Here is a 26,898-nt window from a genome sequence, read left to right on the forward strand (position 1 = left end):
GTTCGGGCGCTATTCGAGCCGTTCAGGTTGCTTGGGCCGTTCAGGTTGCTTGAGCGGTTCGGGCCGTTCGGGCCGCTCGGGCGATGACGGCAAGGACGACGACAATACGGAAACGGGGTTCCGACGATGCCATATCGTCGGAACCCCGTTTCCATAGTGTTTCATTGTTTCGGATGCCGAAAAATCAGCCCTGTTCGCCGTCCGTGCCGGCATCGCCTTCCTCGCCGAGCAGCTTGGACAGTTCGGCATCCCAATCATTGCCGCTGGACGGCTGATCGGTGGGGGATTGCGATGTGCCGGTTTGCCCGGACCCGTCTTCACCGCCATCAAGCGAAGGCAGCAGATCGGGATGCGCCCACATGGCGTCACGGGCCTCGGCGCCGTCCGCCGAGGTAATCATCGACCACAGGTCGGCGGCCTCGCGCATGCGCTTGGGGCGCAACTCCATGCCGAGCAGACTTTCGAACGTGCGCTCCGCAGGACCACCCGTGGCGCGTTCCCTCCGGGCCATTTCGCTGAGTTGTTCGATATGGGGCAGGTGAGCCATGCCGGCACGCCACACCACGCAGTCGACCCATCCTTCCACCAAGGCCAGCATCGATTCGATGGACGCCATGGCCTGACGCTGTTCGGGCGTATCCGGAATACCGACCTTGGTCAGATCGACCGCGCCGGAAATGGAATCGGGGTCGAAGCCCTCCACATCGCGCAACTGTTCCTCCATCGCATCCAGGTCGATGGAAATGCCCCGCGCATACTTGCCGATCAGCGCCTCGAAACGCGGCGTCAGCCACGGAACCGCGGAGAACAGACGCGCGTGCGCCGCCTCGCGCAACGCGAGGAACGTCATCACCTCACCCTGTGGAATCGGGTCGGGGCGGACGATCTCATCGAATAGCGCCTCGGTCTGCGCGTCCATCGCGGTGTTCCCGTCGTTCCCGTCAGGCGTATCGCCGGCATTCGCCGCGCCTGCCTGGCCGTTCCCGTCCGTATCGGCATCCGTACCGGCGTTCTTCAGCGCCTCTTCGGAAATGCTGTCGAAGGAATCCTCGACATTGCTGTTCAACGACTTCGCATACTCCTCCACGTTCTGCGCCACCAGCGCGCCGGCCGGATTGGACAGCAATGCGATGCCCTGATCGAAGCCGCCGTGCACCTCGCGGCTGAGCACGCCCGCCGCGTGGCCGAGCTGCATGGCGAAGGACGTGTTGCCCAACAGTTTGATGAGCTGGGCCGGGTCCTTCATATTCTCGGGAATCGGAATCGGAACAGGGCCTGCGAACATGCCCGCGATCTCGCCATGGAACGAATCGCCGAGGCGTTCGGAGATCACCGAAGCCAACGCATCGCCCATCGAGGAGGCGATCGGCCCCGCGAACTTCACCCAGGCGTCCAACGTGCCCTCGACCCAGCCGGCGCGCGTCAAAGCCTGCGGTTCCCCAGCGGGAGGCGCGAACTCGCAAGCGCTGTCAAGCCACAGATTCGCCTCGCTCATGGCCCTGCGCACCGCGGCGCCATCCTCGGCGCTGACGCTGGTGCGCGAACCGTCGGCATTCGCATGCTGCAATGCCAGCGTCTTCGCGAGCTTCACGTTGATGGGGCCGTCCTGCACGGTTTGCTGCATCTCGTTCACGGTATTGAGCCCGCCCGCGGTGAACATGCTCATCAGCTGCTGCACCTCGGCGGGATTGGGCAGCGTACTCGGATCCTGACTCAGCAGCTGCTCGCGGATCGATTCAGGCAGCTGGGAGATCTGCTGCCATGCAGCCTCGCCCTGCTCCTTGCCGAAGCAAGTGATAAGCCATTCGTGAAATGCGTTTTCGTCCATGATGGATGTCCCCGATTCCTTGCGGATGTATGGTCGATACACACATAGTAGAGTGTGCCTCACCCGTTTTCACGTTCGGCGTGGAAGAACCATGCCGGACGTTTCCAGTGTGCATGTGTAGTATGCACGGTATGTCGCTTACCTCGATACCTTCACGCATTGTGCGATATTTCCGTGCGCGTTCGCCGCGTTATCTCGCCGGTCTGATCGCGATCGCGCTTTCCGTCGTCGTGCTGTGCCTGCCCAGCGCCTATTCGGTGGAAGCGCCCGGCCCCACGCAGAACGTGCTCGGCTCCAGCGGCGGCAAGCAGGTCATCGCCGTGTCGAAAGGCAAAACGTATGCGAGCAAGGGTGAACTGCTGCTGACCACGGTGAATGCGAGCGGCCTGCCCGGCTACCCGGTGACCAATGCCGAAGTGCTGTGGTCCCTGATCGACCCGCATGCCGTCGTGATGCCCAGGGAGGTCGTGGTCCCCACCGGCCAGACCGCCGACGAGTACGAGAAGGAAAGCGCCAAGGAGATGGACGATTCGCAGAAGGACGCCATCAAAGCGGCGAAACGACTGTTGAACAGCAAGGGAATCGACGTTTCCTCGGTGAAGGCGACCATGCATGTGGACGATATCGGCGGGCCGTCCGCGGGCATGATGTACGCGCTCGGCCTGATCGACAAGCTCACCCCGCAGGACGAGACCGGCGGCAAGGTCATTGCGGGCACGGGAACCATCGACGCCAAAGGCAAGGTGGGCGAGATCGGCGGCATCCGTTTGAAGATGCTCGGCGCCAAACGTGACGGTGCCACATGGTTCCTTGCGCCGAAAGGCAATTGCGACGACGTGGCGGGCCATGTTCCCGAAGGCCTGCGCGACGTGGCCGTGTCCACTCTCGATGAGGCCTATGATGCGCTCGTCGCCATCGGTGAGGGGAAGGGCGCGTCGCTGCCCCACTGCACCGTCGGGACGGCGAACGAAGGCGAGGAGTGAAAAACATGGAAAGTTACCCGCGTATTTCGCCACATGTTGCTATTCTTAGGTTTTGTGAATCAAACGGCATCGCAGAACGCTGAAGAATTTGGATTTGAACGCGGCGACATCGTGCAGGAATGGCTGTGGGATGACGACGTGGACGATTCCATCCGAGAGAAGATTGAAGAGCTGACGGGCGAGGAACTCGTCGATGAGGATTACGGTTCCGCCGTGGATGGTGTGATTCTATGGTGGCGGGACGGCGATGACGAGGATGAGCTTTCCGATACCATCGTCGATGCCTACGCCGTGCTTGGCGATGACGGCCCGCTGTGGGTGCTGACCCCGAAGCCGGGGCGTCCGGGGGCGGCAAGCTCCAGCACCGTGCAGTCCGCGGCCAAGACCGCCGGCATGAACGCCGCCACACCGTTGACGGTGAGCGGTGATTGGAACGGCATCCGCCTGCGTGCCTACGGCAAGGGCAGGTGAGGGGCGGCATAGCTCCGGCCTTCTTTTGAAATCGATACGTTGCGACGGGGAACGACCTTCGGGCCGTTCCCCGTTTTGCATATGCGGCTGTACCTGCACATATGGGACGGGGGAAACAGCCGGGAATATAGGAAACCCCTTGGAATCCTGCGGTTCCAAGGGGTTTATTGTGGGCGATGAGGGACTCGAACCCCCGACATCCACCGTGTAAAGGTGGCGCTCTAACCAACTGAGCTAATCGCCCGCTCCCCAATACCATAGCGTAACCCATGACGAACCTGTGGCCTTCGGGAGAACTTGGCGGAAGCTTCGGCGCGTTGCCCGGTCGGGGTGATGCATGAGTCTCAACGCCCACGTAAAGTGGAACAGAGTATGTTTGTTCCTCTAGGAGGTCGGTAGACTATGGCTCAGCAGTCTGAAGCTTCAATCCCCAGGGCCGGGAAGCGCAAGTGGGGTTATGATCCCGATCAGGTGGATGAGTTTCTGGAACATGCGCACGCGCTGTACGACGAGGATGGTGTGCAGCTGACGCAGCGCGATATTCAAAACGTCTCCTTCGATCTGACCCGCGGCGGTTATGTCATCGCGCAGGTCGACGCCACGCTGGCCCGTTTGGAGCGTGCCGTGGTCGACAAGCAGACCGCATGCGAGATCTCCCAGCATGGTCGCGTCGCCTGGAAGGCGCAGACCGAGGATCTGTACCATGACGTCGCCCGTCATGTCGGACGTGCCGTCGGCGAGCGTTTCAGCTCCGGCGAGCCGCACGTGCCGTCCTACGACCGCAAGCAGGTCGACAAGCTGGCCGATAAGGTCGTCGACAAGTGCGCCGCGGAACTCGGCATCGACGGCATCTCCAAGGAAGACATCAAGGGATACGACAAAATCACCGCCGAAGCGGTGGCCAATTCCGTGTTCACCCAGCGCAAGGGCAAGCGCGGGTATGACGAGCGTCAGGTCGACTACTTCCTGAATTCCTGCGTGCAACTGCTGAGCCGCATCGAATCCTACGCCCGCATTTCCGACCGTATCGCACCCGGCGAGGGTGACGGCATCGCAGTGCCCGGCATGGCGGCCGTCGCTCCGGCCAACCGGGGTGACGGCAACGAGCCGCTGATTTCCAAGGATGCGGAATTCCAGTCCGCGGTCAGCGAATCGCTGCATGCGCCGAGCTTCGAACCGGCTGCCGCCGCCGGCGCGGCCTCCGACTCCACGTTCAATGCGGTCAGCCAGGCGGAACAGAGTCTGTTCGCGCAGACCGCCGCATCCACCGAAGACGAGCCTGCCACGGATGCCGCACCTGCCGCGCCCACGACCCCGAGCATCTTCCCCCAGCAGCTGTCCGATGCCTCCGCTTCCACGCTTCCGCCGTCCTTCGCGGTGCCGCAGCATGAGACCCCGGCCGTATCCGAACAGCCTGCCGCCGAACAGCCCGCAACCGCGCCGCTGTTCACTCCCGAAGTGCCCGAAGCAGCCCAGCCGACCCAGTCGGTCGACAATCATGATGAAGCTTCCCAATCCATCTTCGGCCAGCATGCCGTCGATTTCGGTCAGGTCGCCGCTGAAATGCAGCCCGCGGCCGCTCCCGTACAGCCGGGCGTCACGGAAGCGCCTTCGATTTTCCAACCGCAGACATCCTATGTTTCCGAAGACGCCATGTTCGCGCCGACCCAGCCGGCGGCCGCGGAACCCGCAGCTCCCGCGGAACCCGCAGCGCCCGCTGAGCCTGTAGCTCCCGCGGCCTCTGCGGCTCCTGCGGCTCCCGTCGAGAACCCCAGCTCCTCCCTGGCTTCGCTGGCCCACATGGCCGAGGTCTCCCAGGAACTGCCGAAGATCGAGGAGAAGAGCTTCGTGCCCAAGGTTCCGAGCCTCGACGCGCCCAGCCCGTTCGCATCCACCGCGTTCCCGACCTTCAAGCCCGTGAACGCCGATGACGCGCAGGCAAGCGGCAACGACGGTGACGGCGACGGCGTGAAGTTCAACTTCAATTTCCCCGGAGTCGAAATCCCCGACCTGTCGTTCCCCACATTCGATGACGAAAAGAAAGAGCAGTGATTCACAGCAATACCGTTGTCGTCCTCGGGTCCACCGGTTCCATCGGCACCCAAGGGCTTGACGTCATTTCCAGACATCCGGAACGTTTCACCGTCACCGGGCTTGCGGCCGGGGGAGCACACGTCGAACTACTCGCCCAGCAGGCGGCGCGGTTCCATGTTCCGCTGGTGGCGGTGTTCGATGAACGGGCGGCCAAGCCGCTACGCGAAGCGCTCGATCAGGCCGGCGCGACCGGCACCGACATTCAGGCCGGACCCGACGCTGTGATCGGATTGGCCGGTTCGGGTGCCGACGTGGTGCTCAACGGCATCACCGGATCCATCGGTCTGGAACCCTCCATCGCCGCGTTGCAGGCCGGCTCCCAGCTCGCCCTCGCCAACAAGGAATCTGTGGTGGCGGGCGGTCATCTGCTGTTCGACGCGCAGATCCGCGAAAAGCAGATCAACCCCGTCGATTCCGAGCATTCCGCGATCTGGCAGTCGCTGCGTGCCGGCACCCACGCCGAGGTCGCCCGACTCATCGTCACAGCGTCCGGCGGTCCGTTCCGCGGCTGGACGCGCGAACAGATGACCGACATCACGCCCGAACAGGCGCTGAACCATCCGACCTGGCATATGGGCCCGGTCGTCACCATCAATTCATCCACGCTGATGAACAAGGGATTGGAAGTCATCGAGGCGAGCCGCCTGTTCGATATTCCGCCCGAACGCATCGCGGTGACCGTCCACCCGCAATCCATCGTGCATTCCATGGTGGAATTCGTCGACGGCGCCACCATCAGCCAGGCATCCCCGCCCGACATGCGCCTGCCCATCGCGCTCGGCCTGTCCGCCCCCGACCGTCTGGGCGATGTCGCGGCCGCCTGCGACTGGACCAAGGCCGCGCAATGGACCTTCGAACCGTTGGATGACGAGGCGTTCCCCGCGGTTTCGCTTGCACGCCACTGCCTCGCGGCATCCGAAAAGCATACCGCCGTGCTGAACGCGGCGAACGAACAGGCCGTGCACGCCTTCCTCGACCATCGTCTGCCATACCTGGGCATCGTGGACACGGTCAAGGCCGTGCTCGACGAGATGGATGCCGAACTGCGCGGTGCACCGAAGTTCACGGACGTGGAGGAAATGGGCCAAGTCGAGCTTGAAGCTCGCCGTCGCGCCGATGATTTGATAAACCGTCAACAGTGACCCATGCGTGAGTGACCCATGTGCGCGGGCGACCCCGCGCGCATGGCATTGTCCGTCAATGCAAGAATTGCGAGTATCGAAACCCATGGCAGAAACCGAAAAGCCGTTCCGTCCGACCGGCGACCCCGTCGCCCTGACCAGCGAAAGCCCGTTGCATCCGCGCCGCAAGTCCCGCCGCATCATGGTAGGACCGGTGCCAGTCGGTGGCGGTGCCCCCATCTCCGTGCAGTCCATGACCAATACGGTCACCGCGGACGTGCCCGCGACGCTGCGCCAGATCGCTGAACTGACCGCGGCCGGATGCGATATCGTGCGCGTCGCCGTACCCAGTCAGGACGATGCCGACGCATTGCCTGAAATCTGCGCGAAATCACCCATTCCAGTGATCGCGGACATCCATTTCCAAAGCAAATACGTGTTCCAGGCGATTGATGCCGGCTGCGCCGCCGTGCGCGTGAACCCCGGCAACATCCGCAAGTTCGACGAAGTCGGCCCCTCGATCTGCAAGGCCGCGACCGATGCGGGCATCTCGCTGCGCATCGGCGTGAACGCCGGCTCGCTCGACAAGGAACTGTACGCCAAGTACGGCGGTCCCACCCCCGAGGCGCTGGTCGCCTCCGCGCTCAAGGAAGCGCACATGTTCGAGGACGTGGGATTCAAGGATTTCAAGATCTCCGTCAAACACCATGACGTGATCACCATGGTGGAAACCTACCGTCTGCTCGCCTCCAAAGGCGACTGGCCGCTGCACCTCGGCGTGACCGAGGCCGGCCCGGCCTGGCAGGGGACCATCAAATCCTGCCTGGCGTTCGGCGCGCTGCTCGCCGAAGGCATCGGCGACACGATTCGCGTTTCGCTGTCCGCGCCGCCCGTCGAAGAGGTGAAGGTCGGCTGCAAGCTGCTCGAATACATGGGATTGAGACCGCGCAAATTCGACATCATCTCCTGCCCGAGCTGCGGTCGCGCCCAAGTCGATGTGATCCAGCTCGCCTCCGCCGTGACCGAAGGATTGAAGGACGTCACCGCGCCGATCCGCGTGGCGGTGATGGGCTGCATCGTGAACGGTCCTGGCGAGGCCCGTGAAGCCGATCTCGGCGTGGCATCCGGCAACGGCAAGGGGCAGATCTTCATCAAAGGCAAGGTGATCCAGACCGTGTCCGAGGATCAGATCGTCGAAACGCTGCTCACCAAGGCGCAGGAAATCGCCGCGCAGATGGAGGCGGACGGCCAGGTGCCCGCCAACTCCACCGGACCGGTCGTGGTACCTATCCAGAATCCCGGTCACCAAGCCGGCAACTGATCTACTGACCTGCCCAACCGCCGCCCCGAGCCCGAACCAAGGCCGGGGCGGTTCGGTATCGGCCCGGAAGGTGCGCGCATCAGGTTGGCGGGACTCCCTACAATGAGACCTGTGTTGAGCAACGGTGAAGCATCAGACGAACGTTCCCAAGCCTGGCCGGTATGGCGCCGACTCGCCGTCGGCCTGCCGATCTTCATCGTGATGATGGGCCTGCTCATCGGCATATCCAGTCTCACCACCGTGCCATGGAACAATAATCCGACCGGCCAGACCATCGCCACCCTCGCCAACGACACCGCCGTCACCTTCGCCTCGTCGAACGGCGACGGCACGGCCGACCTGCCCGAACCCGGCGATTATCAAGTCCGCGAGCGCGCGCTCAGCATCACCGTGGACCGTAACGGCAACCAGGTGGGCAAGGCGCGTTCCGTGAAAGTCGATGAGAGTGCGGACAGCACGTGGAATGTGAGCGGCAAAGGCGACCAATGCACGCAGACCATCACCGTGCTGATCCGGGAACCGGTCGGGGCCACGGGCAAACACCCCGGCGCGGTGTTCATGCATGGCGCGGGATTCGGCACCGCCTACAATTCGTTCGGCGATGTCGCGGAAACGCTCGCATCGGCCGGTCTCGTCACCGCGGTGATCGACAAGCCCGCATGGGACACCACGGATGTGAACCGCGATTACCCGGCATCCGCCCGCGTTTACGACGACGCGATCAACCTGCTGCGCGGTTTCGACAATGTGGATGGCGGCAAGGTCGGCATCTACGCCACGTCGGAATCCACGTGGATCTCCCAATATCTGCTGGAAAACGACCCCGATGTTGCCTTCCAGGTGCTGCTCAGCCCCATGGTGTTCTCACCGCGCGAATCGTTGGGCTTCTTCGTGTCGCAGGATTTCGCGCTCGCCGGGGCGAACGAAGGGTACCAGTCGATTGTGCGCCGCGTGTTCAGCGCCGACACCGCCATGCTCGGGTTGGATAATTTCGATCTCGACCTGCCCGAATCGCATGCCTACTCCATTCCCACATTCGTGGCTTACGGTTCCAAGGATGTGATGACCGCCCAAGTTGAGGGTGTGAAACGCATCTTCGCCAAGGCGCGCGCATCAGGCAACCGGGACGTGACCGTACGCAGCTATCCGGTGGCCAATCATGTGCTCAGGCTCGGCGACGAGGCACAGACCGGTACGTTGCTCGCCGACGAATACGTCACCGATATGACCGCCTGGGTGGAAGGCACCGTGCAGGGGCTTGCACAGACCAGCGAACGGGTGGCGGGCAGTGCGATCTTCCAATCCATCGCCGTGCCGCATGACCTGCAGCCGCGGCGGACCGGAACCGTGTATGGCATCGTGCTGCATGCGAGTATGCTGCTTCTGCTCGTCGCCACGGGCGTCATGTGGCTGATCGCCCTGGTGCGTTGGATTCGCGGGCGGGGTCGAGGCGTCAGGCATCCGTTGGGTTTCGCCCACGGGCTTGACAATGTGCTCGTCGTTTTGACCGTGGCCACGTTCGCGACGCTGCTGCTGTTCGTGGCGGGCCTGTTCCAGGTGGTCATGGCCGTGGTGCACTTGGCGTGGGGCGCGGCGCCGACGGATACTCCCGGCATGATCCAATGGAGTTGGCCCGTGATCAAAGTGGTGTGCGTGCTCGTCGTACTGGCTTGGTCGCGCGTGTTCACGCGTCTCATCGAAGCCGCCGCGCGTCAAGGGGTGCTGCGTTGGCCGTTGCGCGGCGATCCCATCCGCAGAATGGTGCGCGGGGAGGAGCCGGTGATCGCCTCGACCAGATTCGCGCGCGTGCTGTTCTGGCTTACCGCGGCGACCATGATGTACATCCTGTTCTTCTTCGCCTTCTGGGGGTTGTTCGTGTACTGACGGCGTGGCGGAATGCGCGTTTGAAGGCGTGTCGGCATTGCGCTGATGGTGTTGACGGTGTCGGCGGTGTCGAAGGTGTACTGAAAGGTCGGATTCATGGCTCTCTACCACGATGAGGGAGTGGTGCTGCGCACCGCCAAACTCGGCGAGGCGGATCGCATCATCACCATGCTCACCCGCGACCACGGCAAGGTCCGTGCCGTCGCCAAAGGCGTACGCCGTGCCAAATCACGATTCGGCGGCAGGCTCGAACCGTTCATGCGCGTGGACGTGCTTATTGCCGAAGGGCGTACGCTCGACACGATCTCCCAAGCCGAATCCATCTCCGCTTACGCGGGTCCCATCTGCGCCGACTACGATTCATACGCCGCCGCCAACGTCATCGCCGAAACCGCCGACAAACTCGTCTCCGCCGAAAACGAATACGTTCCGGCGCAATACCGGTTGCTGGCCGGCGCGCTCAACGCGCTCGCCAAACATGCGCACGCGCCGACGCTCATCTCATCCTCCTATGTGATGCGCGCCCTCGCGCTCGCCGGCTGGACGCCGCGTCTCGCCTCATGCATGGTGTGTGACAATCGCGACGTCACGCATTTCTCCGTGGCGGACGGCGGCATGCTGTGCGCCACGCATCATACGCCGGGTTCGGAGCCGATACCGCTGCCCGTCCGCGCCGAATTGGAGGCGTTGACGGAAGGCGACTGGCCGGAGCTCGACGCGAGCGGTGATCTTCTGCCGCAGACGCGGGCGATCGTCGAGGAATGGGCGGAATACTATCTTGAACGACCGTTGCGGTCCATGCGGGTCACGGGAACCTGATCGCCGTGACAGGAGCTTTGGCCGTATTCGTTCCGTCGGGTTGCTACATTGGGGAACTATGACTTTCGAAAACGTCGATTACACTTCGTTGAGCGTTCCGGCGGCGCCCTTCTCCGACCCGTCGCGCATCCCCGATTTTCCCAAGAACAAGGTTCCGCGCCATGTGGGCGTGATCATGGACGGCAACGGCCGGTGGGCGCAGCAGCGCGGAATGATCCGCACCGAAGGGCATCAGGCGGCCGAACCGGTGGTGTTCGATACTATCGCCGGCGCCATCGAAGCCGGCGTGAGATACCTGTCGCTGTACACGTTCTCCACCGAAAACTGGAAGCGCAGCCCGCAGGAAGTGCGCTTCCTCATGGGTTTCTCGCGTGACATCATCCATCGCCGTGTGGCGCAGATGGACGAGTGGGGCGTGCGCGTGCGCTGGTCGGGCCGCAAGCCGAAGCTGTGGAAGTCGGTGATCGACGAACTGCAGGCCGCGGAGGAACGCACCAAAAACAATACGACCATCGACGTGGTGTTCTGCCTGAACTACGGTGGTCGCGCCGAAATCGCCGACGCTTGCGCCGCCATCGCCCGTGAAGTGCGCGACGGCAAGATCTCCGGCGATCGCGTGACCGAGAAGATGATCGCCGAGCATCTGTACAACCCGGACATTCCCGACTGCGATCTGGTGATCCGTACGTCCGGCGAGCAGCGCACCTCCAACTTCCTGCCGTGGGAAGCGGCTTACGCTGAGCTTGATTTCGTGCCCGAACTGTTTCCGGATTGCGGGCGTGAGGTGCTGTGGCGTTCCATCGACCACTACATCCACCGCGATCGCAGATTCGGCGGCGTGAAGAAGTGATATGCTGCGGGCGGCTGATGCGTTGTGACGCGTCACCGCCCGTTCTCGTATCCGTCCGCACACAATCCGCACATTCGCCCCACTGGGCGGTTCATTCGGACGAAATCCGGCAATTGGCTACCCATTCGGACGAAATCCGGGCTGAATTCGTCCATTTCAACCGCCCAATCGCGGATTTCATCCGAATGAACCGCACAATCGCGAATCGCATCCGTGCATCCGACCGCCAACGCGACTTGTTCTCGGGCAAGGTAAGCGTTTAGACTGCGCAAATGGGTGAAAAAGAGCAACATCATTCCTTGAATCTCCTGATTGCGAAGGCGCAGCGGGAACGATGCTGCATGCGGCCGTTCTGGGACACCGACATCAAGGTGGTCGCGCGGCGAGTCAAGCAGGGGAGCATTGTGCGGGTTCATCGCGGCCTGTATGCGGTGAAGGAGTATTGGGAACAGTTGGATCCCCACGAACAGATCCGCCATATCATGCGTTCGCTGGGGCGATGGCATGAGCAATGGGTGTTCTGCGGGGCGAGCGCGGCGATCATGCACGGCTTGGAATGTTCATATCGGCAATTGCGTCCGATTCATGTCGCGGTGGGCAAGAGCAGACGTGCGAAGAACCAGGCGACGATACGGTATCATGCGCTGTCCGATCCCGATGCGGTGATCATCGACGGTGTGAAGGTGACGTCGATCCAACGCACGCTCGTCGATTGCGCGTCGACGATGCCGTTCCGCTATGCGCTGGCGCCGATCGATGCCGCGCTGCGTCAAGGGCGGATCGGCAAGGAATCGCTGTTGGCATATGTGGATTCCCTGCCGATGCTGCGTGATCGTGAACGTGTTCGCTCCATAATCGCCTTGGGTGATGGCACAAGCGAGAACGGTGGGGAATCGGAGTGCCGTGCGGTGCTGCATGATATGGGTTTCCCGGTGCATCGTCTTCAGGTTGAATTCCCATGCCGGTCGCATCCCGGTCGCGTGCACAGAGTGGATTTCCTGTGGGTGCGCGAGGATGGCACTCTGATTGCCGGGGAATTCGATGGGGTGCGGAAATTCGTGGATCCGTCGATGACTTCGGGGCGCACGATCAGGCAAGTTGTGGATGATGAGCGTGACCGGCAGGAGTGCCTGAAGGGGAGTGGGGTGGATATGGTACGCATGTACTATTCGGATTTGGATGATCCGTGGACATTGTCGAGGCGGCTGGAAACGGCCCGCGTGCCGCGACGGATGCGGGGAAAGTAGCCCTGTGCGCGGGTAGTGCGGTCGAAATGGACGAAATCGGGGCTGAATTCGTCCATTTCGACCGCCCAATCACGGATTTCGTTAAGAGCGGGCCAGGGCTAGCCGAGCATGCCGCCGATACGTGCCGTGAATTCGCCGACGAACCGCGCGGCGTCGACATGCAGCGCCACATGGACGCGGGGCGCTTGAGGGTCGATCAGGCCCTCCGGATCGCCGATGGTGCGCCCGCGTGTGCCATGGAAGTCGCCGGATTCGGTTTCGACCTTCATCGGCAGGTCGATGCAGGAGACGAGCATCTGGTCGAGGGCTACGGCCACGGCGAGCGGATCATGCAACGGCATACCGGACGAGAACAGGCGTGCGTCGGCCCGGAGATTGGCGGCGATGGAGAAATCCGCGATGTCGGCTAGGAATCGCAGCGTTTCCGGGCGGGGGAGGGAAGTCTCATCGGATGCGCACGCAGGCCTGCTGGTGGCGGCTTCACGCCAGGATCGGGTGGCGGCCGTGCCTATCAGGCACTGATGCGTCACGTCCAAGCCGACCATGGTGATGTCCGCGCCGGAATGGAATACGCGGTCCGCCGCCTCCGGATCCTGGATGATGTTCGTTTCCGCGGTCAGATCCCAGCAATTCCCCTCCTGGGTGAGCGTGCCGCCCATCATCACCAGCCTGAGCAGCGGCGCGATATCAGGCGCCGCGGTGAACGCCGCATCGACATCGGTCAACGGCCCGGTCGCCACGACCGTCACGTCATGGCCATACCGTCGTACCTGATCGATGATGAACCGTACGCCGGGAGACAACCGATCGTCGGTTTCGCGCCCGCGTACGGAATCGACGGGATACGCGGGGTTCGCATGCGGATCGTCCACCGTGTATCCGCCGACCGAAACGGTAAGCCCGCCGGCCTCAATCGCCGGACAACCGTCGTGGCACGTTGCCGCGGGACGCTCATCGGTTCCGGGGCCGAAACCGCCCAATCCGTCGGTTCCATGGAATTGGGCGCATCCGGCATCGGGGATGAACCAGTCGGCCCATGACGGGCCGTTCGATCCGCGCAGCACCGGCACATCGCCCATTCCGAGCAATCCCAGCACATACGCCGTGTTGCGCACGGCGGTGCCGACCGAGACGTTGCCGTACGTGCCGATCACGCCAAGCACGTCGATATCGTTGAACGTCGAGAGATATGCGAGCGCAAGCGCGTCATCGATGCCGGTATCCATGCTGAGGATCAGGCGTGTGCTGTTCATGATCGTCTCCTTAGCGGTGTCGTGCCGATACGTCGCAGCTGGGCCGGGTTGCTGGATTGCACGGGGCATGGCGCAGCGCGAACCGGTTATTTGAGGAATTCGTCGGTGGACAGGTCCTTGGCCTGCGGGGCCTTGTGCACCACCTTGTCATGCGAATCAGTGTAGGCGTTCTCCTGCGCCAGGAAGTCAAAGTACTGCTGTGCACCCTTCACATCATTCGTACCGAAGGTGAACGAACCGTCCTTGATCTTGGCGGGATCCCCCCAATACTGGCCGTCCATGATGGTGTGCATGCTCTTCTTGACGAAAGCGGGCTTGAGATTCGCGTCGGGGGCTTCCTTCACCAGGATGTTCGCGGCATCGTCGGGATGGGCGTATGCGTATTCGTAGCCCTTCTTGGCGGCCTGCACGAACTGTTTCACCAGCGTGGGATTGCCGGAGATGGTTTTGTCGTTGGCGATGATGCCGATGGTGTCCGCGTTGCCGGGCACGCCGTAATCCGGCTCGGTGAAGCAGGTGAGCTTCGGACCGTACATGTCGGCCTGCACGCCCTCCCAAGTGGCGTAGAATCCGCCGAAGTCGGCCTTGCCGCTCGACAGCGTCTGGAACGTCGAAGTGCCGACGGTCACCTTGTCGAATTCGCCCTTGCCACCATCGTGCTGGATCATGCGACGGACCACGGCGTCGGATTCGCTGGAACCGAACGTGGCGAAGGTCTTGCCGTCCAGATCCTTCGGACGGGTGATCGCGGTGTTGGATGCCAGTGAGCACCAGATGGCGCTCGGCTTCTGCTGCACTTGCATGACCTGCTTGATTTGCGCGCCCTTGGTCGCGTACACGCCCACGTTCGTCAGATTCGACAGTGCGAAGTCGGCCTGACCGTTGTTCACCGCCTGTTCGGCGCCGGCTTGCGCCACGGCCACGATGTCGACATCAAGGCCGGCCTGCTTGAAATAGCCCTTGTTCTTGGCCACGTACACGCCGATGTGGTTGGTGTCGGGCGCCCAGGAAAGCATGAACGTGACCTTGGTCAGGCCGTCAGCCGTGGTGTTCGCGCTGTTCCCGCATGCGGCGACGCCGAACAGCATGGCGATTGCGCCGAATACGGCAATCAGACGGTTGATGACTTGCTTGGTGCGGTCGCGCAGAAGACCGCCGAGGATGCTATGTGCCATTGATTTCCCTGAATCCTGTGTTCTCGTCGTTTTCTAGGGATGTGCTGCGGGCGGAGTTCGGGCAGAAAACGATACGAAGGGCCCCGGCCCCCGCTCGTCCAATGCCCCCGACTGCCGTTATCGCACCGTTTCGCAACGGTTCGTGGAATCAAGTCGGTTTGCCACACATTGGCTGAACAGCGTCACCCATTATACGGGTGACGATGACTTGTGTAAGGACCTGGGTAGGGTAGGAATGTGTTCGGGGTATGGAAATGCGTCCGGATGTCCGGCAGAGAAGGGCAGATTCCAGTGGTGGTTGCAACGCCTTCGTCATCAATCGGTCTTCGGTCTATGGTCCCGCGCTGCCATGAGCCGTGCGGATCGCAGAAGTACGCCTGCATGTCGAGCGCCGCCGCACCTCTATTCCTCAGCATCCGGGTCGGCGTCCGAGCCGGCGGGACCGAGCAGCACGCGTTCGCTCAGGTTCACCAGGCACATGAGGATGCCGGTGATCGCGATGATGACCAGCGTGGCCGAGAAGATGAGCGGCGTGCGGAAGGAGTTGTAGACGGCTTGCAGCCAGATGCCGAGCCCGCCGCGTGCACCCAAGTATTCGGCGGTGGCCGCGGTGGCGTAGATGTATGCGGCGGAGACACGGATGCCGCCGTAGATCTGCCGTGCGGCGACGCGCAGTTTCACATGCCATAGCGTCCATGTGCGGGTTGCGCCGCAGGTCAGCGCCACGTCGGAGTAGAACGTGGGTACCGCTTCAAGGCCGCGTATCGTCTGCACGGCGATGGGGAACAGGCCGAATATGGCGACGATCACGATTTTGCCGGATATTTCGAAACCGAACCAGATGAGGAACAACGGCGCGATGGAGATCAACGGCATGGTCTGTGCAGCGGAGAGCAGCGGGAAAAGCGCCGCGTTCGCGATCCGTGAACAGTACAGCAGGATGCCGATCAGAATGCCGAGCGTGACGGCGAGCAGGAATCCGACACTTCCCTCAAGAAGCGTGATGCGTGTGGCGGGCCAGAGCGTCGGCCACGTTTCGACGGTGGCCTGCGCGATTTCGCTGGGGGAGGGGATCATCGTCGCGGGTACGTGCGCGATCCGCACCCATGCCTCCCAAGCGACGAGCATCAGCAGCACTGTCACCATTGTGGGAACACGGCGCTTGAATGCCTTGACCAATGTGTTCCAAGTGTGTTGAACGCGGTTCCCGACCATCGTTCACCTTGCTTTCTGCGCCGAAGTGGGCGCGCACACGGCCGGCGGCGAGAAACCAGTAAGGTGAGGAGCCTGTTCGCGCATCGGCCAGAAACCTGTAATCCAGCAGGTCAGTATAGGGCAGATGCGCGAACATGCGCGAATCAGCGTGGGTGGGTGACGCCGTCAACGTATTGGGCGGTCCATTCGGACGTTTCCATGCATTGGGCGGTCCATTTGGACGAAATCAACCCGGATTTCGTCCAAATGAACCGCCCAATGGTGTGAGTTTACTGCTATGGGGCTCGCAATGAGCTTCGGATCACTCCAGTCCGATGGACTTCAGGTGGTGCAGCTTGAGGGATGCGACCTTCAGGGTGCCGGATTCGGATTCGAGCTTGATGGCGCGTGGGCCTTCGGAGGCGTAGCTGTAGGAGCTCATGGTCTGGCGGCCATCGTTCACGTACACTTCGACGCATCCGCGATCGACATACACGCGGAGCTTGAGCGTGCCGGACGCCAGTTCCTCGGCGGACAGCGGCGCGGTGCGATAGCCGCGATCGCCACGGGCGTTGGCCTGGCGGTCGATGACCACGCGGCCGATCTGATCGTCATAGCCGATGAAGGTGTAGGCGCCGTCCTCGGTGGCATGCACTCTCAGGCCGGCACGTTCCGCGGTGGAGTTGGCAAGGTCGATGGTCATTTCGATCTCGACGGCTTCGGCATCATCGGCGATGGTGCGCTCCTCGTTGATATCCAGTCCGATCGCGCCGAAATCGAAGGTGTCTTCACGCAGACCTTCCATTTCGGTCACGGGTGCGGTGTGCAGGTCGCCGTCCGCGCCCAGCGTGATCTCACGCGGCAGGGTCAGGTTGCCGCACCAGCCGTCGTCTTCCATGCAGATCGGCGCGACGAACGGGCTCATCCAGCCGTAGACGATCTGGCGCTTGCCGTCGTTGAAGGACTGCGGAGCATAGTAGTTGTGGCCGCAATCCCACAGGCGGAACTCGGTTTCCGGCTTGAAGGCCTCGCCCGGCGTCCACGTGCCGATCATGTAGCCGGCATTGTTGACGTTGCGGTTCATGAAGCCGCTGGCCTTGGCACCCATGGCGGAAAAGCCGATGACCCACTTCTCGTTGCCTTCGGTGTCGCGAATGGGGAAGAAGTCGGGGCATTCAAGCATGAATACGTTCGGATCCGGGTGCTCGAATAGTACGCGCTCGTAGGTCCAGCGCACCATGTCGTCGGAGGAGAACAGCCACATCTGGCCGCGCTTTTCGGCGGAGGAGACGCCGAAGGTCATGTACCACTTGTCACCGGTCTTCCAGACCTTCGGGTCGCGGTAGTGGTGATCCACCTTGTCGGTCGGGCAGTCGATGACCATGCCGCGCTTGGTGGCGCTGGTCAGCTCGTCGTTGTCCGGCTCGGCGAGCATCTGCACCTGCCAGTCGCCGCCGGTGTCGTCGTGGCCGTTGGCCCAACGGTGGCCGGTGTAGTAGAACTTGAGCTTGCCATCGTCGCCGATTACCGCGGAACCGGAGAACACGCCGTCCTTTTCCTGTTCCAGGGACGGGGCGAACATGATCGGTTCGCGCTTCCAGTTGACCATATCGGTGGAGGAGACATGGCCCCAGTGCATCGGGCCCCACTGGGTGCCGTACGGGTGCAGCTGGTAGAACACGTGCCAACGGCCCTGGTAGTAGCACAGGCCGTTCGGGTCGTTGATCCAGCCGCCGTTGGAGGCGATGTGGAACTTCGGGTACCAGCGGTTGTTGCGCTTGGCGGCGAAATCGGCCACGCCCGCTTCGGCTTTGGCGAGTTCCTCGGCGTGGTCCTTGATGGGGGTGAACACCGGTTCGTTCGGGGTGAAGTCAGTCATCGTGATCGTCTTTCTGTGCGTTGCCGTTCGGTAGGGTGTGGCACCTTGTTGAGCGGCGGAGGGGATTCTAAAGTGCTGTTGGAGAGCAAAGCGGCATCCGGCAGGAAGGGGAAGACAAACCGGATGCCGCTTGTGGTGGTGATTGTTCAGGTCAGGCCTTGGAGGCTTCCATGGCCTTAAGCTGCTTGTCGGTGTAGAACGGGTCGCCGCCGACTTCCTGGTCGTCCTTCTTGATCACGAAGATGCCGTAGATCAGAGCGGCCAGCACGATGCCCGAGATGGTGAAGAAGGTCGGGCGGTCGCCAAGGTGATCGTGCAGGGAACCGAGCGGGGTGGAGAAGATCACCTGGCCGACCTGGGATGCGATCTGGAAGCCCACCATGTACAGGGTGGCGGACAGCTTGGTGTCGAAGTGCAGGGTGAAGTAGCGGAATGCCGGCAGGCAGAACAGCGGCACTTCGATGGAGTGGAACAGCTTGACGATGGATACGGTGACCGGATCATGGAACACGCCGCACAGACCGATGCGCAGGAACATGACGGTGGCGCCGAGGAGCAGAGAGTTGCGCACGCCGATCTTCTTCATGATGATCGGGACGATGCCCATCATGGCGGACTCGAGGAACACCTGGAAGGAATTCAGGGTGCCGTAGGTGGCGTTACCGATTTCGGTGGTCGGGAAGAGGGAAGCGTAGTAGTTCGGGAACATCTGCTGGTCGAACACGGTGTAGAAGGTGTTGGTCAACAGCATGAAGACGATGAGCACCCACAGGGTCGGCATCTTCAGGACGGCGATCATTTCCTTGAAGGAGGGGTTGGTCGGAGCCGCGTTCGGATCGGCTTCCTTCTTGAGCTCTTCCTTCTGCTCGGCCGGAACCCAGAATGCGTAGACGCACAGCATGCCCAGGCCGCAGATGGAGCCGACCCAGAAGTTGAGCATCGGGTTGATGTTGAACAGGAAGCCGGCGCACAGGGCGACGATGGCGTAGCCGAAGGAGCCCCAGGCGCGGGACTGGCCGTATTCGAAGCCGAACTTGCGGGAGTAACGTTCGGTGACAGCTTCGAACAGGGAGCAGCCTGCCATGAAGCCTGCAGACAGCACGATGGAGCCGATGAGCACGCCGATGAAGCGGGTGGTGCCGCCGGCCTGCAGCATCGGGGCGTACACGAACTGGACGAACGGGCCGACGCATGCTGCGACGGCGGAGACGAAAATCACGAGCTTACGCTTGATGCCGAGCTGGTCCTGAATGGTGCCGTAGGCGAACATGATGATCAGGGTGGCCAGAGAGTTGATGGAGTAGATCTGGCCCTGCTGGGCGGAGGTCATGCCCAGGCCGTGCGTCGGATCGGTGAGCCATCTGGAGAAGAAGGACCACCAGATGCCCCAGGAGCAGAAGAACATGAAGATGCCGAAAGAGCTCTGCAAGTAGGAAGGATTCTTCCATGCAGACTTATGTGCGCTTGCCATTGTTTTCCCTTTTCTCTGAGCGCCCGCTGCTGCACGAACGCTGTGCTTGAATAAGGTTTTCCGCCGTCGGCTGCGATGCCTTTGCCGAAAAACGTAATTATATTGTAAAGCGTCAATCGATTGGCGTAAATCGATTGACGTAAAAAACAACGATGAGAATAATTACATGTCCGTAAATCGCCTGTTTACAGCCGATTGTGCGTTTCCCCTGTATTATGCCATCGGTGTGTCGTGGTGAGGTTGGTGTAAACGATTACATGCAGACGCTGCAACAGATTGCGTGATGATGTCGAATTAGCAAATAGGTATGCAACAGCGGATGCCCATTGCAGAGAAGACGGAGATACCATACAGCCCGGGCGTATTCGGCAGGTCGGATGCCGAACATGCCCGGGCCGCATGCCGTTGCTCAACGACTGTGGCAAAGATGCAACGCTAGCGTGCCACGGACCCCTTCTCCAATAGGGTGCAGTGAATCTTCGCCGGAATCGGCGCATCGATGGGTGGCAGGGGAGCGGTGGTCTTCGGCCATTCGATATCGTTCATCGGGCGATTCTCGATCATCGAGATGAGTTTGGTCGCGGCCCAATACCCCATCTCGAAATGGGGGAGCTCCACGGTGGTCAGCTGCGGTTCCAACGTCTCCGCGAATACGCGGTGATTGTCCACGCCCACCACGGAGATATCCTTGCCGACGGTCAGGCCCCGCCGCGCCGCACACTCGTAGACGTACCAGGCACGCGCATCGTTGAAGCAGAAGAACCCGTCAGGGTGCTCGGCATCGAACAACGTGGACACCTCCCGCAGTGCCGGCCCATTATTGGGCACATTCGTCACCACACGTTCGTCGAAATCGCGACCGGCGTTCTCCAACGCAGCACGGTACCCGGCCAGACGCCCCTCCTGCGCGATCATCGTCTCGCTACAGCCCACGTAGGCGATGCGCTCGCAACCAGCCTTGATGAGATGGGTGGTCGCATCATAGGCGATGAGGAACTCATTGGGTTCCACGCTGGGAATCACGCCGTTGCGGTCGGTCGCGTCGGTGAGCACCACCGGGTAGTCGAGCAGTTTCGACGGCACGTCGGTGATGCGATTCGACATTTTCGCATACAGAAAGCCATCGGCGCCGTAGCGTTTCAGTGCATCGATCTCGTCGTCCTCCTTCATCCCGCCGTCCGTGCTGACGGTGATGAGCATGTAGCCCAAACGGCTCGCCGCGCTCTGCGCGCCGAGGATCATACCGCCCGCGTACGGCGTGGTGGCGACCGCGTCGCTGATGAAACCGAGAATACGCGTGCTATTGGTACGCAGCGAGCGTGCCATCGGGTTGATCTGGTAGCCGAGCTGGCGGGCGGTCTCCCTCACACGCGAGGCGATTTCGGGTTTGACCCTTCCCGCGTCGCGGTGGTTCATTACCAGCGACACCGTCGATACGGACACCCCCGTCTGCCGCGCAATCTCTTTCATCGTCGTCATACCACCACACGATACACCCCGGGCGGCGTTTGGGAACGGCGTATGTTCGGCGTGGGCACTGGTGTGGGCACTGGTATGGGCGCGGGCATGTCCACGGCGCAAACGCTGCCATGGAACGCGAATGCCCCGCGGTCGGAAAGACCGCGGGGCATTCTTCAGGAAAGGAACGAGCCGTTATCAGGCGAGGCCGGACAGCTTGTCGATCAGTTCCGGATCCCTGGTCGCGCCCTTATCGGCGGAACGGGCGAAGGCCGCGTAGGCCTTCAACGCCTGGGAGACCTTGCGGTCACGGTGCGCCACATAGCCGTCGCCGGCTTCGAGTTCGTCGCGGCGCTGGGCCAGCTCCTCGTCGGAGAGCTCGACGTTCACCGTACGGTTCGGGATGTCGATGTTGATGATGTCGCCGTTCTTGATCAGGGCGATCGGTCCCTTGTTCGCCGCCTCTGGGGCGATATGGCCGATGGCCAGACCGGAGGAGCCGCCGGAGTAGCGGCCGTCGGTCAGCATGGCGACCTGCTTGCCGATGCCCTTGCCCTTGACGAAGGAGGTCGGGTACAGCATCTCCTGCATGCCCGGTCCGCCCTTCGGGCCCTCGTAGCGGATGACCAGCGCCATGCCGGGCTTCAGGGTGTCGTTGAGGATGACCTCGATGGCCTGCTCCTGGGATTCGACGACCAGTGCCGGTCCCCGGAAGGTCCAAATCTCCTTAGGCACGCCGGCGGTCTTCACCACGCAGCCGTCGGGGGCGAGGTTGCCGCGCAGCACGGCCAGACCACCTTCGGTGACGGCCGGATGGTCGATGTCGTGGATCGCGCCGTTCACACGGTCGCGGTCGAGGGAATCGAACAGGGTGGTGTGCGTCCACGGATCCGGGGACACGATGTGACCCGGGGCTGCCAGATACATCTGCTTGGCCTGCTCGGTGCAGGTGTCGCGCATGATATCCCAGTCGTTGAGCTTGTCTTCAAGCGTCTTGTAGTCGATGGAATGCACGTCGCGGTGCAGCTTGCCGGCACGGTCGAGCTCGCCGAGGATGCCAGTGATGCCGCCTGCGCGATGCACGTCGGAGATCTCCCATTCGCCGGACGGCGAAGCCTTGCAGATGCAGGGCACGGTGTGGGAGATGCGTTCGATGTCATCAAGCGTGAAGTCCACGTCGGCGGACTGCGCCATCGCGAGGATGTGCAGCACGGTGTTGGTGGAACCACCCATGGCCACATCCATGGTCATGGCGTTTTCGAAAGCTTCCTTGGTGGCGATGGAGCGCGGCAGCACGGAATCGTCATCATTGTCGTAATACTGCTTGGCGATTTTGACGACCTGCTCGGCGGCGCGCTTGAAAAGGTCCTTGCGATAGGAGTGGGAGGCCAGGATGGTGCCGTTGCCCGGCAGGGCCAAGCCGATGGCCTCGGTCAGGCAGTTCATCGAGTTCGCGGTGAACATGCCGGCGCAGGAACCACAGGTCGGGCAGACGGTCTTCTCGTAGGCGAGCAGATCGTTCTCGTCCAGATTGTCATCGGCGGAGGCGTACATCACGTCAATCAGATCGGTGTTCTTCTTCACGGTGCCGTCGGGCAGCACGGTCGTGCCGGCCTCCATCGGGCCGCCGGAGACGAAGACCGTCGGGATGTTCAGGCGCAGCGCGGCCATGAGCATGCCCGGCACGACCTTGTCGCAGTTCGGGATGCAGATCAGGGCGTCGGCGCAGTGCGCGTTGACCTGGTATTCGACGGTGTCGGCGATGATGTCACGGCTCGGCAGCGAGTACAGCATGCCGGTGTGGCCCATGGCGATGCCATCGTCCACGGCCATCGTGTTGAACTCGCGGGGGATGCCGCCAGCTTCCTTGATCGCCTCGGAGATGAGGCGGCCGACCTTATTCAGGTGCACATGGCCCGGCAGGAACTCGTCGAAGGAGTTGGCGATGGCGATGATCGGCTTGCCGAAATCCTTGCCATCCACACCGGCGGCGCGGTAGAGGGCGCGAGCGCCCGCGAATACACGTCCATTCATTAGTTTTGCAGATCGCATTTCCATGCCTCTCATTGTTGCGTTCCAACGGGACACACGTTCCGTGGGAAGTCACATTATGGAACTGACTGCGATAACGTATGCAAAATCCGCGCTGTTGCGTACACTCGTGACCTATGACTCATGATCAGCGGGAAGAGCGCGAGATGCGCGAGCGCCGCCGTCGCGTGGTGACGCGGGCGGTGTGCATCGTCATCGCCGCAGCCCTGCTGATCTCCATGGTGGTTCCCGCCATCTACGCGGGTCTTTGACGCCCTCTCGCACATTCCTGTGGGGCGTTTCCCGCGTCGAACGGCTGGTTCGCGGTCGCGAGGGGAAGGGAAGACAACGGCGTGCCCGCAAAGAGAATGTGTAAAACCCCCGGGTTGGGCTGAAAACCCAAGTATGTTCGAAGACAATTTCTACAGAACGAACGTAAAGGTGAAACATAATGGCAGAATTCGATTACTCCGAGGCGATCTCGGAGGCCCGTTCGAAATACGATTCCATCGCCCAGGCGTTGGATATGGACCGCATGAAGGCGCAGATCGCCGAGCTGGAGCAGCAGGCGGCGGAACCCGGCCTGTGGGATGATCCCGAGAACGCGCAGAAGGTGACCAGCCGTCTGTCCGCGGCGCAGGCGCAGCTCAAGCGTCTCGATTCCGCGGCGCAGCGCATCGATGACGTGGAGACGCTCGTCGAGCTCGGTCGTGAGGAGAACGACGCGGATACGCTCGCCGAGGCGCAGGCCGAAGTGGAGAAGATCCAGAGCGATCTGGACGATATGGAGATCCAGACGCTGCTGGACGGCGAATACGATGAACGTTCCGCGGTCGTCACGATCCGTTCCGGCGCGGGCGGCGTGGATGCGGCTGATTTCGCGCAGATGCTGCTGCGCATGTACCTGAGATACTGCGAGCGCAACGGTTTCAAGGCCAAGGTGATGGACACCTCGTACGCCGAGGAGGCGGGCATCAAGTCCGCCACGTTCCAGGTGGACGCGCCGTACGCGTACGGACGCCTGTCCGTCGAGGGCGGCACGCATCGTCTGGTGCGCATCTCGCCGTTCGACAACCAGGGACGCCGTCAGACCAGCTTCGCCGCGGTGGAAGTCGTCCCGCTGGTCGAGGCCACCGATCATATCGACATCCCCGACAGCGATATCCGCGTGGATACGTACTGCTCCTCCGGCCCCGGCGGCCAGGGCGTGAACACGACCTACTCGGCCGTGCGCATCACCCACCTTCCCACCGGCCTGGTCGTCACCATGCAGGATGAGCGTTCCCAGATCCAGAACCGTGCCGCCGCCATGGCCGTGCTGCAGTCCCGACTGCTGGTGCTGCGCCACGAGGAAGAGGCCAAGAAGAAGAAGGAGCTGGCCGGCGACATCAAGGCGAGCTGGGGCGACCAGATGCGCTCCTACGTGCTGCACCCGTACCAGATGGTCAAGGATCTGCGCACCGGGTATGAGACCTCGCAGACCCAGGCGGTGTTCGACGGCGATCTGGACGGCTTCATCCAGGCCGGCATCCGCTGGCGTCACGAGCAGCGTCGCGCCAAGGACGCCGAGTAAGGCTTGCCGCTTCCCGCACGGGCGTGCGGCGCAAGCGGAAACGGAAGGAATGACATGGCACTGATTTCGTTGAACCATGTAAGCAAGATCTATCCCAAGGGGACCAGACCGGCGCTCGACGATGTCAATCTCGACATCGAACGAGGCGATTTCGTGTTCCTCGTGGGCGCGTCCGGCTCCGGCAAGACCACGCTGCTGAGCCTGCTGCTACACGAGGAGGAGGCCACCGAGGGCGAGATCCGCGTGGCGGGCAACGACCTGCGACGCATCACCAACCGTCAGGTGCCGCAATACCGCCGTTCCATCGGTTTCGTGTTCCAGGACTACAAGCTGCTGAACAACAAAACCGTATGGCAGAACGTCGCGTTCGCGCTGGAAGTCATCGGCATGCGCAGGTCCGCCGTCAAATCGATGGTGCCGAAGGTGCTGGAGACCGTGGGGCTCACCGGCAAGGAGAAGAACTATCCGCATGAGCTCTCCGGCGGCGAGCAGCAGCGCGTGGCCATCGCCCGCGCCTACGTGAACCATCCGCAGATCCTGCTGGCGGACGAGCCCACGGGCAACCTCGACCCGACCACGTCGCTGGGCATCATGGAGGTGCTGGATGCCATCAACCGCACCGGCACCACCGTGGTCATGGCCACGCATAACGAGGAGATCGTCAACTCGATGCGCAAGCGGGTCGTCGAACTGCATAACGGCAGCATCGTGCGTGACGAGGAGCACGGCTCCTACGATTCCGCCGAGTTCTTCCCCGATTCCGAGGTGACGAGCAGGTCGAAGCAGGCGTTGCGTTCGGTCGCCGGCGACATCGCGCAGGGTGCCGTGGCCCACAACGCCGCTGATGCGCTGCGGGCGAGCGCGATCGCCGCGCGTGCGATGGACGAGGGCGAAGGCATCGCCAGGCTGGCTCAGTCCGTGCATTCCGGACGTACCGGCCGTTACGGCGAGGCGTTCGCGCCGCCCGAAGATACCATGACCTGGGGCAGGGGACTGCCTTTGGAGGAAATGGCCAAGGAACAGCAGGCGAAGAACAACGAGGAGGAGCGCCCCGGCGAGAGGACCGAGGCCATGCCGGTCGGGGAGGAGACGTTCATGCCGCCCGCCCCACCCGCACCGTCCGCCCCGCCGACTCCGCCGGCGCCCCCGGCCCCGCCCGCACCGCCTGCGCCGGGCGAATGGGGTCGCGCCGACGATCAGGAGGACAACCGATGAGAACGCGATTCATCCTTTCCGAAACATGGACGAGCCTCAAGCGCAACGTGCCGATGATCATCTCGGTGATGCTCGTCACCTTCATCTCCTTCGTGTTCATTGGTGCTTCGGCGTTGCTGCAGGTGCAGGTCAACAAGGCGAAGGGCGACTGGTATTCCAAGGTCGAAGTTGTGGTCTACCTGTGCCCGGACGGCAGCAGCCAGGCCGCCACCTGCGCGGCCGGCAAGGCGCCGACCCAGCAGGAGATCGTGGAGCTTCAGGATTTCATCCATCAGGAGCTGCGCGACAACGTCTCCAAGATCACGTACGTGAGCCGTGACGACTTCTACAAGAACACCTTCCTGAAGAAGTACCCCGACGGCAAATACCAGGGTCGTACCCTGACCGCCGCCGACATGCAGGATTCGCTGCAGCTCAAGCTCAAGGATCCGACCAAATACAAGATGGTCTCCGAAGTGCTGTCGGGCAAAACTGGCGTGGAAAGCGTGGTCGACCAGAAGCAGATCTTCGACCCGGTGTTCGCCGTGCTCAACAAGGCCACGGTGGTTACGGTGGCGCTCGCCGCCGTCATGGTGGTCGTGGCGATCCTGCTGACCGGCACGACCATCCGCATGTCCGCCGCAAGCCGCAAGAACGAGACGGAGATCATGCGTCTGGTCGGCGCGTCGAACTGGACGATCCAGCTGCCGTTCATCCTCGAAGGCCTGTTCGCCTCACTGGTCGGCTCCTTGCTGGCAAGCGGCGCGCTCGCGGCGATCGTGCAGCTGTTCATCACCGATGGCATCGCGCAGTCGGTGAGCTGGATTCCGTTCGTCACCCAAGGCACCGTATGGCTCATCTCCCCGGCGCTCGTGCTCGGCGCGATGCTGCTGTCCATCATCGCGTCCGTGGTATCGCTGCACCGTTATCTCAAAGCGTGATTGACCCCTCAGGAACTGCCGCTACAATGTGCCGAAGGAAGTAGGAGGTCCCACAGTAGTGAACAAGCGAACAAAGTCCGCGAAGACCGTCGTCGGCGTGGCCATCTCGTG

Annotated in this window: 22 protein-coding genes and 1 tRNA gene; 13 read left to right on the forward strand and 10 right to left on the reverse strand. The window is 62.4% G+C overall.

What is annotated here, in order from left to right; all coding sequences use genetic code 11:
• Nucleotides 1–184: 184 nt before the first annotated feature.
• Complete coding sequence (locus BUB29_RS00310) at nt 185–1,828, reverse strand: zinc-dependent metalloprotease (protein WP_033523100.1); 1,644 nt, start codon at nt 1,826–1,828, stop codon at nt 185–187.
• A gap of 131 nt (nt 1,829–1,959) precedes the next feature.
• Here BUB29_RS00310 and BUB29_RS00315 point away from each other — a divergent pair, with 131 nt between their 5' ends.
• Both BUB29_RS00315 and BUB29_RS00320 read left to right on the forward strand, forming a co-directional pair.
• The gene (locus BUB29_RS00315) at nt 1,960–2,811 is read left to right on the forward strand and encodes a YlbL family protein (protein ID WP_234356109.1); all 852 of its coding nucleotides are present in this window, start codon (nt 1,960–1,962) and stop codon (nt 2,809–2,811) included.
• A gap of 54 nt (nt 2,812–2,865) precedes the next feature.
• Nucleotides 2,866–3,282, forward strand: a complete 417-nt coding sequence (locus tag BUB29_RS00320) for a DUF3052 domain-containing protein (RefSeq protein WP_107315276.1) — start codon at nt 2,866–2,868, stop codon at nt 3,280–3,282.
• 170 nt (nt 3,283–3,452) lie between these two features.
• On the opposite strand, the gene BUB29_RS00325 is transcribed toward BUB29_RS00320, so the two are convergent.
• Nucleotides 3,453–3,526, reverse strand: a tRNA-Val gene (locus tag BUB29_RS00325).
• Nucleotides 3,527–3,684: 158 nt separating this feature from the next.
• Here BUB29_RS00325 and BUB29_RS00330 point away from each other — a divergent pair.
• The 6 genes from BUB29_RS00330 to BUB29_RS00355 all read left to right on the forward strand — a co-directional run bounded on the left by BUB29_RS00330 (nt 3,685) and on the right by BUB29_RS00355 (nt 11,371).
• Complete coding sequence (locus BUB29_RS00330; RefSeq protein ID WP_051914936.1) at nt 3,685–5,334, forward strand: DivIVA domain-containing protein; 1,650 nt, start codon at nt 3,685–3,687, stop codon at nt 5,332–5,334.
• On the forward strand, nt 5,334–6,518 hold the full coding sequence (gene dxr, locus BUB29_RS00335; protein WP_033523154.1) for a 1-deoxy-D-xylulose-5-phosphate reductoisomerase: 1,185 nt from the start codon (nt 5,334–5,336) through the stop codon (nt 6,516–6,518). The genes BUB29_RS00330 and dxr overlap by 1 nt, the downstream gene beginning before the upstream one ends.
• Before the next feature lie 85 nt (nt 6,519–6,603).
• Entirely contained in the window at nt 6,604–7,818 is a 1,215-nt protein-coding gene (gene ispG / locus BUB29_RS00340; protein WP_033523098.1) for a flavodoxin-dependent (E)-4-hydroxy-3-methylbut-2-enyl-diphosphate synthase, read from the forward strand.
• A gap of 201 nt (nt 7,819–8,019) precedes the next feature.
• Complete coding sequence (locus tag BUB29_RS00345; RefSeq protein ID WP_162178563.1) at nt 8,020–9,702, forward strand: alpha/beta hydrolase family protein; 1,683 nt, start codon at nt 8,020–8,022, stop codon at nt 9,700–9,702.
• A 96-nt stretch (nt 9,703–9,798) separates the two neighbouring features.
• Nucleotides 9,799–10,521: a DNA repair protein RecO gene (gene recO / locus BUB29_RS00350; RefSeq protein ID WP_033523096.1), complete on the forward strand. Its 723-nt coding sequence runs from the start codon at nt 9,799–9,801 to the stop codon at nt 10,519–10,521.
• A gap of 58 nt (nt 10,522–10,579) precedes the next feature.
• The gene (locus BUB29_RS00355; protein WP_033523095.1) at nt 10,580–11,371 is read left to right on the forward strand and encodes an isoprenyl transferase; all 792 of its coding nucleotides are present in this window, start codon (nt 10,580–10,582) and stop codon (nt 11,369–11,371) included.
• A 32-nt stretch (nt 11,372–11,403) separates the two neighbouring features.
• Here BUB29_RS00355 and BUB29_RS09980 read toward each other — a convergent pair whose 3' ends face one another.
• Entirely contained in the window at nt 11,404–11,787 is a 384-nt protein-coding gene (locus tag BUB29_RS09980) for a hypothetical protein (protein ID WP_234356108.1), read from the reverse strand.
• Here BUB29_RS09980 and BUB29_RS00365 point away from each other — a divergent pair.
• Nucleotides 11,776–12,618 carry a type IV toxin-antitoxin system AbiEi family antitoxin domain-containing protein gene (locus BUB29_RS00365; protein WP_234356107.1) on the forward strand — a complete coding sequence of 281 codons (843 nt, stop codon included), beginning with the start codon at nt 11,776–11,778 and terminating at the stop codon, nt 12,616–12,618. The genes BUB29_RS09980 and BUB29_RS00365 overlap by 12 nt on opposite strands.
• Before the next feature lie 98 nt (nt 12,619–12,716).
• Here the strand turns inward: BUB29_RS00365 and BUB29_RS00370 are convergent, their stop codons facing one another.
• From BUB29_RS00370 to ilvD, 7 genes are all read right to left on the reverse strand, one after another.
• Nucleotides 12,717–13,871 carry a nucleoside hydrolase gene (locus BUB29_RS00370; protein WP_033523091.1) on the reverse strand — a complete coding sequence of 385 codons (1,155 nt, stop codon included), beginning with the start codon at nt 13,869–13,871 and terminating at the stop codon, nt 12,717–12,719.
• Nucleotides 13,872–13,957: 86 nt separating this feature from the next.
• A complete protein-coding gene (locus BUB29_RS00375; protein WP_407640895.1) occupies nt 13,958–14,959 on the reverse strand; it encodes an ABC transporter substrate-binding protein in 1,002 nt (333 codons plus the stop codon).
• Nucleotides 14,960–15,448: 489 nt separating this feature from the next.
• Nucleotides 15,449–16,261, reverse strand: coding sequence for an ABC transporter permease (locus tag BUB29_RS00380; RefSeq protein WP_033523090.1), 813 nt, complete (start codon nt 16,259–16,261; stop codon nt 15,449–15,451).
• Nucleotides 16,262–16,562: 301 nt separating this feature from the next.
• Nucleotides 16,563–18,119, reverse strand: a complete 1,557-nt coding sequence (locus tag BUB29_RS00385; RefSeq protein ID WP_033523089.1) for a glycoside hydrolase family 32 protein — start codon at nt 18,117–18,119, stop codon at nt 16,563–16,565.
• Between the two features lie 151 nt (nt 18,120–18,270).
• Nucleotides 18,271–19,590, reverse strand: coding sequence for an MFS transporter (locus BUB29_RS00390; RefSeq protein ID WP_033508553.1), 1,320 nt, complete (start codon nt 19,588–19,590; stop codon nt 18,271–18,273).
• A 435-nt stretch (nt 19,591–20,025) separates the two neighbouring features.
• Entirely contained in the window at nt 20,026–21,069 is a 1,044-nt protein-coding gene (locus BUB29_RS00395; protein WP_033523088.1) for a LacI family DNA-binding transcriptional regulator, read from the reverse strand.
• A gap of 177 nt (nt 21,070–21,246) precedes the next feature.
• Nucleotides 21,247–23,106 (reverse strand): dihydroxy-acid dehydratase, encoded by a 1,860-nt coding sequence (ilvD, locus tag BUB29_RS00400; protein WP_033523087.1) that lies wholly within the window; start codon nt 23,104–23,106, stop codon nt 21,247–21,249.
• 110 nt (nt 23,107–23,216) lie between these two features.
• Here ilvD and BUB29_RS10210 point away from each other — a divergent pair, with 110 nt between their 5' ends.
• The 4 genes from BUB29_RS10210 (at nt 23,217) to ftsX (ending at nt 26,787) form a co-directional block, all read left to right on the forward strand.
• Nucleotides 23,217–23,351 carry a hypothetical protein gene (locus BUB29_RS10210; RefSeq protein WP_267895170.1) on the forward strand — a complete coding sequence of 45 codons (135 nt, stop codon included), beginning with the start codon at nt 23,217–23,219 and terminating at the stop codon, nt 23,349–23,351.
• 179 nt (nt 23,352–23,530) lie between these two features.
• Nucleotides 23,531–24,652: a peptide chain release factor 2 gene (gene prfB / locus BUB29_RS00405; protein ID WP_033523086.1), complete on the forward strand. Its 1,122-nt coding sequence runs from the start codon at nt 23,531–23,533 to the stop codon at nt 24,650–24,652.
• 54 nt (nt 24,653–24,706) lie between these two features.
• Complete coding sequence (ftsE, locus tag BUB29_RS00410; protein WP_033523085.1) at nt 24,707–25,867, forward strand: cell division ATP-binding protein FtsE; 1,161 nt, start codon at nt 24,707–24,709, stop codon at nt 25,865–25,867.
• Nucleotides 25,864–26,787 (forward strand): permease-like cell division protein FtsX, encoded by a 924-nt coding sequence (gene ftsX / locus BUB29_RS00415; protein ID WP_033523084.1) that lies wholly within the window; start codon nt 25,864–25,866, stop codon nt 26,785–26,787. Before ftsE ends, ftsX begins: the two co-directional genes overlap by 4 nt.
• Nucleotides 26,788–26,898: the final 111 nt, after the last annotated feature.

The sequence above is a fragment of the Bifidobacterium merycicum DSM 6492 genome (genome assembly GCF_900129045.1).
Classification (GTDB): domain Bacteria; phylum Actinomycetota; class Actinomycetes; order Actinomycetales; family Bifidobacteriaceae; genus Bifidobacterium; species Bifidobacterium merycicum.

Coding starts and splice junctions, on each gene's coding strand:
- BUB29_RS00380 (WP_033523090.1), bottom strand. CDS start 16,261: ATGGTCGGGAACCGCGTTCAACACACTTGGAACACATTGGTCAAGGCA.
- BUB29_RS00370 (WP_033523091.1), bottom strand. CDS start 13,871: ATGAACAGCACACGCCTGATCCTCAGCATGGATACCGGCATCGATGAC.
- prfB (WP_033523086.1), top strand. CDS start 23,531: ATGGCAGAATTCGATTACTCCGAGGCGATCTCGGAGGCCCGTTCGAAA.
- BUB29_RS00315 (WP_234356109.1), top strand. CDS start 1,960: ATGTCGCTTACCTCGATACCTTCACGCATTGTGCGATATTTCCGTGCG.
- ftsX (WP_033523084.1), top strand. CDS start 25,864: ATGAGAACGCGATTCATCCTTTCCGAAACATGGACGAGCCTCAAGCGC.
- BUB29_RS00330 (WP_051914936.1), top strand. CDS start 3,685: ATGGCTCAGCAGTCTGAAGCTTCAATCCCCAGGGCCGGGAAGCGCAAG.
- ilvD (WP_033523087.1), bottom strand. CDS start 23,106: ATGGAAATGCGATCTGCAAAACTAATGAATGGACGTGTATTCGCGGGC.
- BUB29_RS00310 (WP_033523100.1), bottom strand. CDS start 1,828: ATGGACGAAAACGCATTTCACGAATGGCTTATCACTTGCTTCGGCAAG.
- recO (WP_033523096.1), top strand. CDS start 9,799: ATGGCTCTCTACCACGATGAGGGAGTGGTGCTGCGCACCGCCAAACTC.
- BUB29_RS00375 (WP_407640895.1), bottom strand. CDS start 14,959: ATGCTGTTCGGCGTCGCCGCATGCGGGAACAGCGCGAACACCACGGCT.
- ftsE (WP_033523085.1), top strand. CDS start 24,707: ATGGCACTGATTTCGTTGAACCATGTAAGCAAGATCTATCCCAAGGGG.
- BUB29_RS00385 (WP_033523089.1), bottom strand. CDS start 18,119: ATGACTGACTTCACCCCGAACGAACCGGTGTTCACCCCCATCAAGGAC.
- BUB29_RS09980 (WP_234356108.1), bottom strand. CDS start 11,787: ATGAACCCGCACAATGCTCCCCTGCTTGACTCGCCGCGCGACCACCTT.
- BUB29_RS00355 (WP_033523095.1), top strand. CDS start 10,580: ATGACTTTCGAAAACGTCGATTACACTTCGTTGAGCGTTCCGGCGGCG.
- BUB29_RS00345 (WP_162178563.1), top strand. CDS start 8,020: ATGATGGGCCTGCTCATCGGCATATCCAGTCTCACCACCGTGCCATGG.
- ispG (WP_033523098.1), top strand. CDS start 6,604: ATGGCAGAAACCGAAAAGCCGTTCCGTCCGACCGGCGACCCCGTCGCC.
- BUB29_RS00390 (WP_033508553.1), bottom strand. CDS start 19,590: ATGGCAAGCGCACATAAGTCTGCATGGAAGAATCCTTCCTACTTGCAG.
- BUB29_RS00395 (WP_033523088.1), bottom strand. CDS start 21,069: ATGACGACGATGAAAGAGATTGCGCGGCAGACGGGGGTGTCCGTATCG.
- BUB29_RS10210 (WP_267895170.1), top strand. CDS start 23,217: ATGACTCATGATCAGCGGGAAGAGCGCGAGATGCGCGAGCGCCGCCGT.